The following is an 11,653-nucleotide window of genomic DNA, read 5'->3' on the forward strand; positions in this document are numbered from 1 at the left end:
GTCCGGGGCGGGGCTCACCAGCCTCGAGCCGTCGACGACGCCTCGAGCACGATGCCGTCGGACCACGGTGCCGTGACCCAGCTCAGCAGCACCGGCCGGGACAGCGCGCCGAGCCGCACCTCGGCCGAGTGCCCGTCGGGCGACGTCGCGTCGAGCACCTGCAGCCCCTCCAGGCCCCCACCGACCTCCGGGTGGTCGGCCAGATACCGCTCGACGACGCGGCGCACCTCGGCGTCGGTCAGCGGCACCGCGCCGCCGTCCTGGGTGGGCACGAGGCCGTCGTCGAAGTAGGTCGGGTCCGCGAGCGCATCGGCCCCCGCGAGCGCTGCGGCGTCGGCGGTCGCGAGCAGGCGCTTGCGGTCCAGGTGGACACCGGTGGCCGAGACCACGGCCGTCACGAGCAGCAGCGCCAGCACCATGAACCCGATCGCCAGGATCGTCGTCTGCCCGTCGTCACCGACCGGGCGTCGGGAGCGCCCGAGCAACCGCCACGCGGACCAGCGGGTCGGTGCCGGGGCGTTCACGGTGCGGCCCTGAACCGGTCGACCGGGGCGACGTGGTCGGCCGTGACCGGGATCTCGAGCGGCACGACGCCGCGCACGAACGACGGCACGAGAGGAAGCGGCACCCGCACCTCGACGTGCGCGAGGACCTCGCTGCCGGGTTCGAGGCACGGCACGCTCGAGCAGGTCAGCGTGAGCGCTGCCGACGGGTCGACGTCGTCGAAGCCCTGGTCGCGCAGCGCCACCCCGACCGACGCCACCGCGAGCGCGGTCCCCGTCTCGGGGTCCTGGGCCCGGGCGGGCGCTCCCCCGGCCTCCCGGGCGGCACCCTCGGCGGCGAACGTGCCCGCCTGCACGCGCCCGAGGACCAGCACGAGGTAGACGATCGGCACCAGCAGGATCAGCGCCACCGCGAGGAACTCGACGATCGCGTTGCCGCTGTCGTCCGCGGCCCTGGACCGTCGCCCGTCCCACCATGCGCGCACCCGGCGCCCGTTCACCGCCCGGCGTCGACCGGGCGGGCACGTCACTCCCCCGGTGTCGCCCCCGGCCGTCATGGGGCCTCCGCGATCGCGTGGCCGAGCACGGTCAGCGACCGGGCCGGCCCGAGCAGCCCTGCGACGGGCAGCGGGGCGGTGACCTGCACCTCGATCACGTCGAGCCCGTCGATCTGGGTGCGGCGCGCAGTCACGTCCTGCGCGTAGGAGCCCGAGAGCCCGGCCGACACGAGCGCGCGGGTGCGCTCGGCCCCGTCCTCGAGGTCGCGGTCTGCGAGCGCGGCGTACCGGGCTCCCTCCGCGGCGCAGTCGACGAGCGTGTTGCGCACGTGCTGCACGAGCGTGAGCTGCAGCACCGCGGCGAACAGCAGGCTCGTGAGCGCGCCGACCAGCACGAAGTCGACGACCGCTGAGCCGGAGTCGTCGGTCAGGGACCGGACACCGAGTTGATCGCGGTCTCGAAGATGCCCGCCAGCCCTGGTCCCGCGACGGCCCACAGGGCCACCACCAGGCCCGCTGTCATCAGGGTGACCAGCACCCAGCCGGGCACGTCGCCCCGCTCGCGCTCGTCGTCGGGCAGGTGCAGTGCGGCCGCACGTGCCGCCCACGCCCGCCTCCACGGGGTCAGGAGTGCCTGCATCGTCTGGTGCCTCGTCGTCATGGTGCCCTTCCTGTTCTGCCCCGGCACCCACCGGGACCTGGTTCCGTCGTACGACCACCGTCCATGTGCCGCTCACAGCCCGACCTGCAGCACAGCGATGCTCGGGAAGACCGCGAAGACGACGGTGACCGGCAGGATGAGGAAGACCACCGGCACCATCATCAGCACCTCCTTGCGGCCGCCCTCCTCCATGAGCCCGCGTCTGCGCTGCTCGCGGACGTCCTGCGCCTGGGCCCGCAGCACGTCCGCCAACGGGGTGCCGCGCTCGACCGCGACAGCGACTCCCTCGGCGAACCGCGCGAGCGCAGGCAGGCCTGTCCGGTCCGCGAGGTTCTCGAGCGCCTGGGCCAGCGGCGTCCCCGACCGGGCGTCCGCGAGGGTGCGCCCCAGCTCGGTCGAGAGGTCGCCGCGAGTGGTGCGCACGACCCGCTCGAGCGCACCGACCGCCCCCTCGCCCGCGCCCACGGACAGCGCGAGCAGCTCGGCGATGGTCGGGAGCTCGGCCAGCAGCCGCTCCTCGCGCGCCGTCACCTCACGGGTCAGCTGGTAGTCCCGCGCGAGCACAGCTGTCGCACCGGCCACGAGCACGAGCGCGAGGAGCGGGACCACCGCGGCGCCCCGCCCGGCCGCGAGCACCAGGGCCACGGCGAGACCGACCGCGAGTCCGACGGCTCCCCAGACCACCTGACCTGCCCGGAACTCCTCGACGGTCTCGGTGCGTCCGGCCCGCTCGAGCCGTCGGCGCAGGTCTGCGGTGGGTGACCCGAGCCGGGCGACCACCCGCACCCCGTCGGCCATCGCGGGCGCCAGCAGCCGCTCGAGCGTCGGGAACGGGGTCCGGGTGGCCGGGGTGCGCAGCAGCCGCGAACCGGTGCGCTGGGCCCGCAGGTAGGGGGCGAGCCGCTCGTCCAGGCTGATCCGGCGCGCACCGAGCCGCCACCAGACCACCGCCAGCCCGAGCCCGCCCAGCGCCCCGATGAGCGCACCGACCAGTGCCGGGCTCATCGCAGCACCCGCGGGTCCTCGGGCAGCCGGCCGATGCGCACCATCAGCACGTAGGCCACCACCGAGCACACCGCCCCGCCCAGCAGCACGAGCGAGCCCGCGAACGTGTTGTACGCGCTGGCGGCCTCGGTCCGGGTCGCGAGCATCGCGAGGACCGCCCACGGCGCGGCGACCGCGAGCCGCGCGGCGTACACAGTCCAGCTCTGCCGGGCCTCGAGCTCGCCTCGGGTCCGCGCGTCCTCGCGCAGGAACCCGGCGAGCGTGCGGAGCAACCGCCCCAGGTCGGTGCCGCCCACGTCGCGCGTGAGGCGCAGCGCCTCCACGATCCGGTCCGCGACCGGGTCGGCCAGGCGCATCTTGAGATCGTCGAGGCAGTCGCCGAAACGGCCCGTCACGCGGTAGTCCTCGGCGAACGCGGCGAACGGCTCGCGCAGCTCGACGGGCCCGCGCTCACCGAGCTGACCGAGGGCTTCGGGCAGCGACAGGCCCGCACGGATGCCCGACCCGAGGTGGTCGACGACCTCGGGCCACACGTCGCGCAGCAGGGCCCGGCGACGGCGGGCACGCCCGTGCACGAGCGCGACCGGTGCCCCGGCCGCCATCGCCGCGAAGCACGCCGCCACCGCGGGGGCGCGCGTCAGCGCCACGCCGAGCACCATCACCACGGCCCCGATCCCGACGCAGGTGGTCACGAGCGAGGCCGGGGAGACCTGCGGGGCGCCGGCCTGGACCAGCAGGTCCTGGGTCCGTGCCGACCAGCCGTCGAGCCGGGAGACGCTGCGGCCCCGCGGCGCCCACCAGGACCACCACACGCAGCACAGCCCGGCACCGAGCAGCAGCCCGACGACGACCCCCATGCCCTCCCCCTCAGCGTCCGCCGCGCAGCAGCGCGGGCAGGTCGATGCCGGCGAGCTCGAACCGTTCGGGGTGCGGCGGGTAGCCCTCGCCGCGCACGAGCTCGGTGCCGCGCAGGTGGTACAGGTCGGAGGTCTCGACGATGCCGTTCTCGACCCGGCCCGGGACCCCGACGATCTCGCGCACCCGGCGGCGTCCCCGCGCGTCGACACCCAGGTGCACCACCAGGTCGATCGCGGCCGCGACCGTCGGTACGACGAACCGGTCCGAGATGTTCTCCCCCGCGAGCAGCGGCAGCGTGCAGAGCTTCGTCAGGGCCTCACGCGCCGAGTTGGCGTGCAGCGTGCACATGCCGGGCACGCCCGCGTTGAGCGCGACCAGCAGGTCCAGCGCCTCGGCCTCGCGGACCTCGCCGATGAGCAGCCGGTCGGGGCGCATCCGCAGCGCCTCCTTGACCAGCCGTCGCAACGGGATCTCGCCCGTGCCCTCGAGGCTGGGCTGGCGGCACTGCAGCGCGACGACGTCCCGGTGCACGAGCCGCAGCTCGAAGACCTCCTCGCACGTGATGATGCGCTGCCGGGCCGGCACCGACCCCGCGAGCGCGCCGAGCATGGTGGTCTTGCCCGCCTGGGTCGACCCGGCGACCAGCACGTTGAGGCCCACGCGCACCGCCGCGTCGAGGAACGTCGCCGCCGTGGTGGGCAGCGACCCGAGCGCGACGAGGTCCTCGAGCCGGTGGGCCCGGGCCACGAACTTGCGGATGTTCACGGCCCAGTCGCGCCGCGTGACGTCGGGGATGACCACGTGGAGGCGCTCACCGCCGGGCAGGCTCGCGTCCACGAACGGGCTCGACAGGTCGAGCCGGCGCCCCGAGGCCTTGAGCATCTGCTCGACGAGGTCGCGCACCTGCCCGGCCGTGAGGATGGTCGTGGTCAGCTCGGGCTCGCCGTGCCGTGCGACGAACACCTCGGTGGGCGAGTTGACCCAGATCTCCTCGATCTCGGGGTCGTCGAGGTAGCGCTGCAGGGGTCCGAGCCCCGCGACCGCGTCGACCACGGCCTTGAGCGCGGAGCGGTGGTCGGCGAGCGGCGGGACCGCACCGACCACGCTGCGGGCGTCGTAGTCGGCCATCGCGTCGGTCACGAGCTGCTGCACGCCCGGCCGGTCGCGCACCGGGTCCAGACCACGGCGACGGATGAGCTCGCGCACCTCCCCCTCGAGGATCGCCACTCCGTCCATGTCTGCTCCCTGGGCCGGCACCACCCGGCCGACGCGCGGGCGACCCGACCATAGGGGAGAAACCGGACAGAGCGCACTCCTCCGTCCACAGAACGGGTGACGCGCGCTCCGGGGCCCGCTGGTGACGGCCCCGGATGCGGCCTCTCGGGGCGTGACCTGCACCGTCGTCCCGCTACCGTTGTGAGCGTGAACACTCCTTCTCCGTCCGGCCGCCAGCACCACCTCGTCCTGGGCGACCAGCGCGCCACGATCGCCGAGGTGGGGGCCAGCATCCGCGAGTACGCGGTGGGCGAGCGCCCCGTCGTCCTGCCCTTCGCGGAGGACGCCATCGCCCCCGCGTACTCGGGCGCCGTCCTCGCGCCGTGGCCCAACCGTCTGCGTGACGGCGAGTACACCTACGACGGCGTCGAGCGCGAGGTCCCGCTCAACGAGCACGACCGTCGCACCGCGCTGCACGGCCTGGTGTCGTACGCCCGCTTCTCCCCCGTCGGCGAGCCGTCCGCGACGTCGGTGACGCTGCGCCACGACCTGGTCCCGACGCCCGGCTACCCGTGGACGCTGCGCATCGACGCGACATGCACGCTGACCACGGAGGGCCTGGGCGTGCAGGTCGCCGCGACGAACCTCGGCGCGACGTCGGCGCCCTACGGCGTCGGCTTCCACCCGTGGCTCTCCCCCGGCGACGCCCGGGTGGACGAGTGCACGCTGCGCCTCGACGCGGCGACACGGGTGGTCAACGACGAGCGCCTGCTCCCCGTGGGCACCCGTCCCGTGGGAGCTGACGACGACTTCCGGACGCCGCGCCCGCTCGATGGTGTGGTGCTCGACGACGCGTTCGTCGACGTCGTGCGCGACGCGGACGGCCTGTCCTGGATCCACCTGGCGTCGCCCGACGGGCGCACGGCGTCGGTGTGGATGGACGGTTCGATGGACACGTGGCAGGTCTGCACGGGCAACGGCATCCCCGGCATCGACCGGGGTGGCGTGGCTGCGGAGCCGATGAGCTGCATCGCGGACGCGTTCCGCACGGGTGAGCGCCTGGTGCACCTGGCACCCGGTGCGACGCACACGGTGACCTGGGGTCTCGCGCTGTCCTGAGCAGCGTCCCTCCGGAATCAGCGGAGCCCGGCGACGCATCGCGTCGTCGGGCTCTGTCGTCTCCGGTGCGGTGTCAGCCGCGCGGACCCTCGTCAGCCGTAGTACTCGCCGTCGTCCTTGACGCCCTGCGTGTACTCCCAGTGCCAGCGCTCGTACGGGCCGGACCCGCCGGGCCGTGCCCACTCGGGGTTGTCCCAGCCGTAGGACGGCGCGTTCTCGTTGAGCCACGTCCAGCGGGCGCCCGTGGTCTCCTGCGAGCAGAAGTCGACGGCGAGGCCCCAGCCGTGGTTCGACTTGCCCGGCGCGGCGGCCAGGCCGCCCTTCTGCGCCTTGACGGACTGCTGCTGGCCGTACGTGCGGTACGCGCTCGAGATGCACAGGTCGGCGCCGAAGCGGGCGACGAACGCCTGGTTGAGCACCGCGAGCGAGACGGCGGCGTCGGCGCGGAGCTGGTAGCCGCCCTGCCAGAGCGTGCACAGGTCGGCGGTGGCGAGCTTGCCGTTGGTGCCGGGCGCGCGCTTGCTGCCGTCGCAGCCGGCGAGCGGCTCACGGTCCGCGGAGCGGCTCGCCGAGATCGTCGAGCGCAGTGCGGTCGCGTCGGTCGAGACGAGCGAGGCGGGCGGCAGGCCCGTCAGGCCCGAGGCGGTGAGGGCCTCGACGGTGCCCGGCATGTCCTCGGCCGCCAGCTCGGCGGTCGCGAAGCCGCCCGACGGCAGCGAGGCCTGCGTGAGCGGCACGGCGATCGTCACGCCAGCGAGCGCCGCGAGCACGCCGATGCGTGCGGTCCAGCGGACGGGTCGGGCAGCGGCTCCGCGGGGCTTGGCCGGCGGAGCCGTGGCGAGCCGGACCGCGGGGCGGCGATCGGCGGCCGGGCCGGGGTGGGTCGCGGATATCGCCGGGTGGGGCGGCTCGACGGGCTGCGCGCCGTGGCGACGCTGTGCCCGTTCGGCCTCCGCGGCCTGCTCGCGCAGCTGCCTGCGGGAGACGGGCGCCGGGGCGTCGCGCGGCACGGCTTGCGGCTCCACGACACCTCCAGCGCTCACGACCAGGACCAACGGGCGACCCGGTCAGGAGGGGGTGAGGGGCCTCGCGGCCCACCTGTCCGCCTCCGGAGCGGTCACGAAACCATAACGGACAGGTGGGAGCGGGTCCAAGCCCTCTGGACGTTTGTCCAGACTTCTCCCCCCGGACGGACGCACCCCGAGTGATGCGGGTCACCCGTCAGCGCATGCCACCGTGCTGCATCGCGTCCCGCACCTCACCCACGAGCTCCTCGAGGATGTCCTCCAGGAACACCACGCCCTCGACCTTCCCGTCACGCTCGACGCGCGCCAGGTGCGCCCCCGAACGCTGCATCGCGGCGAGCGCCTCCTCGACCTCGGCCTCGGGCTCGACGACGGCCAGCGCCCGCACCCGCCACGTCGGCACCGGCAGGTCGCGGTTGCTCTCGTCCGCGTACAGCACGTCCTTGAGGTGCAGGTAGCCGGTGGGCACCTCTCCGGCACCGAGCACGGGGAACCGGCTGTAGCCCGTGCGCGCGACGCGTCGTTCGACGTCGGCAGGTGTCGCGTCCGAGGACAGCGTGACGAGGTCCTCCACGCGGACCATGACCTCGGCGGCGGTGCGGTCGGAGAACTGGATGGCACCGGAGAGCAGCCCCTGCGCGTCGTCGATGAGCCCCTCGGCCTGCGAGAGCTCGACGATCGACTGCACCTCCTGGGCGGTGAACGCCGAGGCGATCTCGTCCTTGGGCTCGACGCCGAACAGCCGCAGCACGTGGTTCGCGAGCCAGTTCAGCGCCGAGATGATCGGCCGCAGCACCTGCCCGAGCCACACGAGCGGCGGGCCGAACCACAGCACCGCGCGGTCGGGACCGGCCACGGCGAGGTTCTTGGGCACCATCTCGCCGAGCACCACGTGCAGGTAGACGACGATCACGAGCGCCATCACGAACGCGATGGGGTGCGTGAGGCTCGGGCTCACCCCGAGCGCCTGCAGCGGGTCCTCGATGAGGTGGGCGATCGCGGGCTCGGCCACCAGGCCGAGGCTCGTCGAGCAGACGGTGACGCCGAGCTGCGCGCACGCGAGCATGAGCGACACGTGCTCCATCGCCCAGAGCACGGTGCGGGCCCGGCGGTTGCCGGCCTCGGCGAGCGGCTCGATCGAGCTGCGCCGGGCGGAGATGATGGCGAACTCGGCGCCGACGAAGAACGCGTTGGCGGCCAGGAGCACGACCGCCAGGACGAGCGCGAGGGTGCTGTTCATGCGCGCTCACCCCGCTCGCGACGACCAGGGGCGTCGGGCGTGCCGCCGTCGATCCGGGTGCGGTCGGGCACCGTGCGTCCTCGATCGTCGTCGTGCTTCTGGTCGTCCAGCGCGGGCATGACCGCCACGCGCTCGATCCGACGTCCGTCCATCTGCTCGACGAGCAGGCGCACGCCGTCGGCGTCCACCTCGTCGCCGACCTGGGGCACCCGGCCGAGCAGGGCCATCACGAGGCCGCCCAACGTCTCGTACGGGCCGTCGTCGGGCACGGTCAGGCCCGTGACCTCGGTGAGCTCGTCGGGGCGCAGCAGGCCGGGCAGCACCCACGAGCCGTCGGCGCGCAGCGAGGCGCTCGAGCGGCGCCGGTCGTGCTCGTCGGCGACGTCCCCGACGAGCTCCTCGACGACGTCCTCGAGCGTGACGATGCCCGACGTGCCGCCGTACTCGTCGACCACGACGGCCATCTGCAGGCCGAGCTCGCGCAGCTCGTCGAGCAGGGGGCCCAGGCCGACGGTCTCGGGGACGCGTGGGGCGTCGACCATGAGTGCGGCGGCGGGCACGTCGGCGCGTCGCTCGTAGGGCACCGCGATCGCCCGGCGCAGGTGCACGAGGCCGAGGATGTCGTCGCGGCTCTCACCGATCACCGGGAACCGGGAGTGACCCGTCTCCCGCGAGCGGGCGACCACGTCGGCCGCGGAGTCGTCGCGGCGCAGCACGACGATGCGCTGCCGGTCGGTCATCGCATCGACGGCGGTGAGCTCCTCGAAGTCGATCGAGTTGGTGAGCAGCATCGCTGTCGACTCGTCGAGCGTGCCGACCTGCGCGGACCGGCGCACGAGCGAGGCGAGCTCCTGCGAGGAGCGCCCGCCGGACAGCTCCTCGCGGGGCTCGACGCCCACGCGGCGCAGCAGCGCGTTGGCGCTGTTGTTGAAGAAGGCGATGAGCGGGCCGAGCGCGGTCGTGAACGCGCGCTGGAACGGCACGACGGTGCGTGCTGTGCCCTCGGGGTGGCTGATCGCGAAGTTCTTGGGCACGAGCTCGCCGAACAGCATCGAGAACCCGTTGACGAGGATCACGGTGAGGAGTCCCGCGACGACCCCGCCGACGGCCTGCCCGAGCGGTGAGTCCTGGAGCGGCAGGCTCAGCAGCCGCGAGACAGCCGGCTGCGTGGTGTAGCCGAGCAGGACCGTCGTCACGGTGATGCCCACCTGGGCACCGGACAGCTGGGTCGACAGGTGCCTGAGCGCCTTCAGCACGGACTGGCCGCGGCGGTCCTCGGGGCGGGTCTCCTTGCCCATCAGGCCCGGGTCGAGCGTGACGAGGGAGAACTCGCTGGCGACGAACACAGCGGTGCCGAGCGTGAGGAGGACACCGAAGCCGACGAGGAGCCAGTCGGTCAGCACGGGCTCACCCCGGCGGAGGTGCGCACCACGAGCCGGTCCGGCGCACTGGGCGCTCGGTGGGCACGGATGATCAGGACAGTGGAGGGGCCGGCATGGTCGCACCCTGGCTCGGAGGCCGAGGCGTGACGCCGGCAGCTACTTGAGCTGCTCATGGTGGAGACATCCTACGGAATGCTCCCGGGAGGTGCACGCAGGTGCCCGATCCTGCGCCGCACACGCGGTCCACCTGCGGGTTGACCCAGCTCCCAGGGCCGCTGTGCCACGCTGGACGCATGTCGATGAGTCACGGGTCCGTCCCGAGCGCCGGGAGCGGGCAGCAGGGTCCCTCGTCCACCGTGGTGCTCGTGGTGGAGGACGAGCCGGCGATCGCGACCGCCGTCGCGCACCGCCTGTCGGCCGAGGGCTGGCGGGTCGAGACCGTGGGCGACGGCCACGCGGGGGTCGCCGCCGCGGCGCGCCTCAAGCCGGACGTCGTGGTGCTCGACGTGATGCTGCCCGGCATCGACGGGCTCGAGGTGTGCCGCCAGATCCAGGCCGAGCGCCCCGTGCCGGTGCTGATGCTCACGGCTCGCGACGACGAGACCGACATGCTCATCGGCCTGGGCGTGGGGGCCGACGACTACATGACCAAGCCGTTCTCGATGCGCGAGCTGGTGGCCCGCACCAAGGCGCTGCTGCGGCGCACCGAGCGTGCCGCGCGCGCGGCCGAGCTGATGAGCGCACAGGCCACCCCCGAGCCCGCGATCGAGATCGGGGACGTGGTCGTGGACCGGGCGCAGCGGCGAGTGCACCGCGACGACCGGGAGGTGCACCTGACGCCCACCGAGTTCGACCTGCTCGTGGCCCTGGCGTCCTCGCCGCGCACGGTGCTGACCCGCGAGCGGCTGCTGGCCGAGGTGTGGGACTGGGTCGACGCGAGCGGCACCCGCACCGTCGACTCGCACGTCAAGGCGCTGCGTCGCAAGCTCGGCGCCGACCTGATCCGTACCGTGCACGGGGTGGGCTACGCGTTCGAGCCGTCCGACGCCCCGACGCCAGGGGCGCCCGGGCCCGGCGCGTGAGCGCGCGGCACGCCCGCGGCGGCAGGCTCCCCGACGTGCGTCCGCTCGACCGCTTCCAGTCGATCAAGATCAAGCTGGGCATCCTCGTCGCGGCGACCGTCACCCTGTCGGCGTTCGTCACGTGGCTGGGCCTGTACAACCACCTGGGCCCGACGCGCACGCTCCCGCTGGCGATCGTCGTCTCGCTCGTCGGCACGCAGTTCCTGGCCCGGGGCATGACGTCGCCGCTGCGGGAGATGACGGCGGCCGCGCGCGCGATGGCTGCGGGCGACTACTCGCAGCGTGTGCAGGCCACGAGCCGCGACGAGGTGGGTCAGCTCGCGCAGGCCTTCAACACCATGGCGCAGGACCTGGGTTCGGCCGACACGCTGCGGCGCGAGCTCGTGGCGAACGTCTCGCACGAGCTGCGCACGCCCGTCACAGCCCTGCAGGCCCAGCTCGAGAACATCGTCGACGGCGTGAGCGAGGCCGATCCCGCGACCATGCAGGTCGCGCTCGCGCAGACCGAGCGGCTGGGCCGGCTCGTGGCGTACCTGCTGGACCTGTCCCGGATCGAGGCGGGGGCCGTCGGCCTCGACATCACCGACGTCCCGCTCCAGGAGTTCCTCGAGGACGCGGCCGACGGCGCCGCGCTGGTGAGCGGCGACAAAGGCCTCACGTTCCCCGTGGTGGTCACGCCTGCGGACCTGGTGGTTCCGGCGGACCCGGAGCGGCTGCACCAGGTGGTCGCGAACCTCCTGCACAACGCTGTGCGCCACTCCCCGGCGGGCGAGGAGGTGCGGATGGTCGCCTCGCGCGTGGGTCCGAACGTGCGCATCGAGGTGATCGACCACGGCCCCGGCATCGCCCAGGCGCAGCGCAGCCAGGTCTTCGAGCGTTTCGTGCGCGGGAACATGCCGACGACCACCGGTCAGATCTCGACGGGGGGCACGGGGCTGGGCCTGGCGATCGTGCGGTGGGCCGTCGAGCTGCACGGCGGCACCATCGAGGTGGCCGACTCCGAGGTCGGGTGCACGATGCGCCTCACTCTTCCGGCCCAACGCCAGCCGTAACCACTTGTTCTAGC

General features: G+C 73.8%; 13 protein-coding genes. 3 read left to right on the plus strand and 10 right to left on the minus strand.

Features of this window, described 5'->3' with window-relative positions; all coding sequences use genetic code 11:
- Positions 1-14 precede the first annotated feature (14 nt).
- The 7 genes from ACGIF2_RS06100 to ACGIF2_RS06130 form a co-directional block, all read right to left on the minus strand.
- Positions 15-524, minus strand: a complete 510-nt coding sequence (locus tag ACGIF2_RS06100) for a pilus assembly protein TadG-related protein (RefSeq protein WP_396044576.1) — start codon at positions 522-524, stop codon at positions 15-17.
- On the minus strand, positions 521-1,060 hold the full coding sequence (locus ACGIF2_RS06105; protein ID WP_396044578.1) for a pilus assembly protein: 540 nt from the start codon (positions 1,058-1,060) through the stop codon (positions 521-523). Before ACGIF2_RS06105 ends, ACGIF2_RS06100 begins: the two co-directional genes overlap by 4 nt.
- Positions 1,057-1,497, minus strand: coding sequence for a TadE family protein (locus ACGIF2_RS06110; RefSeq protein WP_396044580.1), 441 nt, complete (start codon positions 1,495-1,497; stop codon positions 1,057-1,059). The genes ACGIF2_RS06105 and ACGIF2_RS06110 overlap by 4 nt, the downstream gene beginning before the upstream one ends.
- A complete protein-coding gene (locus tag ACGIF2_RS06115) occupies positions 1,428-1,661 on the minus strand; it encodes a hypothetical protein (RefSeq protein ID WP_396044582.1) in 234 nt (77 codons plus the stop codon). Before ACGIF2_RS06115 ends, ACGIF2_RS06110 begins: the two co-directional genes overlap by 70 nt.
- 72 nt (positions 1,662-1,733) lie before the next feature.
- Positions 1,734-2,666: a type II secretion system F family protein gene (locus ACGIF2_RS06120; RefSeq protein ID WP_396044584.1), complete on the minus strand. Its 933-nt coding sequence runs from the start codon at positions 2,664-2,666 to the stop codon at positions 1,734-1,736.
- The gene (locus tag ACGIF2_RS06125; protein ID WP_396044586.1) at positions 2,663-3,523 is read right to left on the minus strand and encodes a type II secretion system F family protein; all 861 of its coding nucleotides are present in this window, start codon (positions 3,521-3,523) and stop codon (positions 2,663-2,665) included. Before ACGIF2_RS06125 ends, ACGIF2_RS06120 begins: the two co-directional genes overlap by 4 nt.
- Positions 3,524-3,533: 10 nt before the next feature.
- The gene (locus tag ACGIF2_RS06130; protein ID WP_396044588.1) at positions 3,534-4,760 is read right to left on the minus strand and encodes a CpaF family protein; all 1,227 of its coding nucleotides are present in this window, start codon (positions 4,758-4,760) and stop codon (positions 3,534-3,536) included.
- Positions 4,761-4,946: 186 nt separating this feature from the next.
- On the opposite strand from ACGIF2_RS06130, the gene ACGIF2_RS06135 reads away from it, so the two are divergent.
- Positions 4,947-5,858 carry an aldose 1-epimerase family protein gene (locus ACGIF2_RS06135; RefSeq protein WP_396044590.1) on the plus strand — a complete coding sequence of 304 codons (912 nt, stop codon included), beginning with the start codon at positions 4,947-4,949 and terminating at the stop codon, positions 5,856-5,858.
- A gap of 92 nt (positions 5,859-5,950) precedes the next feature.
- Here the strand turns inward: ACGIF2_RS06135 and ACGIF2_RS06140 are convergent, their stop codons facing one another.
- The 3 genes from ACGIF2_RS06140 to ACGIF2_RS06150 all read right to left on the minus strand — a co-directional run bounded on the left by ACGIF2_RS06140 (position 5,951) and on the right by ACGIF2_RS06150 (position 9,526).
- Positions 5,951-6,883, minus strand: a complete 933-nt coding sequence (locus tag ACGIF2_RS06140) for a D-alanyl-D-alanine carboxypeptidase family protein (protein ID WP_396044592.1) — start codon at positions 6,881-6,883, stop codon at positions 5,951-5,953.
- Positions 6,884-7,079: 196 nt separating this feature from the next.
- Entirely contained in the window at positions 7,080-8,123 is a 1,044-nt protein-coding gene (locus ACGIF2_RS06145) for a hemolysin family protein (RefSeq protein ID WP_396044594.1), read from the minus strand.
- Complete coding sequence (locus ACGIF2_RS06150) at positions 8,120-9,526, minus strand: hemolysin family protein (protein WP_396044596.1); 1,407 nt, start codon at positions 9,524-9,526, stop codon at positions 8,120-8,122. The genes ACGIF2_RS06145 and ACGIF2_RS06150 overlap by 4 nt, the downstream gene beginning before the upstream one ends.
- A gap of 278 nt (positions 9,527-9,804) precedes the next feature.
- On the opposite strand from ACGIF2_RS06150, the gene ACGIF2_RS06155 reads away from it, so the two are divergent.
- Both ACGIF2_RS06155 and ACGIF2_RS06160 read left to right on the plus strand, forming a co-directional pair.
- A complete protein-coding gene (locus ACGIF2_RS06155) occupies positions 9,805-10,587 on the plus strand; it encodes a response regulator transcription factor (protein ID WP_396044767.1) in 783 nt (260 codons plus the stop codon).
- 35 nt (positions 10,588-10,622) lie between these two features.
- Complete coding sequence (locus ACGIF2_RS06160) at positions 10,623-11,639, plus strand: ATP-binding protein (protein WP_396044598.1); 1,017 nt, start codon at positions 10,623-10,625, stop codon at positions 11,637-11,639.
- Positions 11,640-11,653: the final 14 nt, after the last annotated feature.

The organism is Cellulomonas sp. P22, from assembly GCF_044392165.1.

What these genes read in the sequence shown, in the direction of transcription:
- ACGIF2_RS06105 (WP_396044578.1), bottom strand. Translation starts at nt 1,060, where the DNA reads ATGACGGCCGGGGGCGACACCGGGGGAGTGACGTGCCCGCCCGGTCGA.
- ACGIF2_RS06115 (WP_396044582.1), bottom strand. Translation starts at nt 1,661, where the DNA reads ATGACGACGAGGCACCAGACGATGCAGGCACTCCTGACCCCGTGGAGG.
- ACGIF2_RS06125 (WP_396044586.1), bottom strand. Translation starts at nt 3,523, where the DNA reads ATGGGGGTCGTCGTCGGGCTGCTGCTCGGTGCCGGGCTGTGCTGCGTG.
- ACGIF2_RS06120 (WP_396044584.1), bottom strand. Translation starts at nt 2,666, where the DNA reads ATGAGCCCGGCACTGGTCGGTGCGCTCATCGGGGCGCTGGGCGGGCTC.
- ACGIF2_RS06155 (WP_396044767.1), top strand. Translation starts at nt 9,805, where the DNA reads ATGAGTCACGGGTCCGTCCCGAGCGCCGGGAGCGGGCAGCAGGGTCCC.
- ACGIF2_RS06145 (WP_396044594.1), bottom strand. Translation starts at nt 8,123, where the DNA reads ATGAACAGCACCCTCGCGCTCGTCCTGGCGGTCGTGCTCCTGGCCGCC.
- ACGIF2_RS06130 (WP_396044588.1), bottom strand. Translation starts at nt 4,760, where the DNA reads ATGGACGGAGTGGCGATCCTCGAGGGGGAGGTGCGCGAGCTCATCCGT.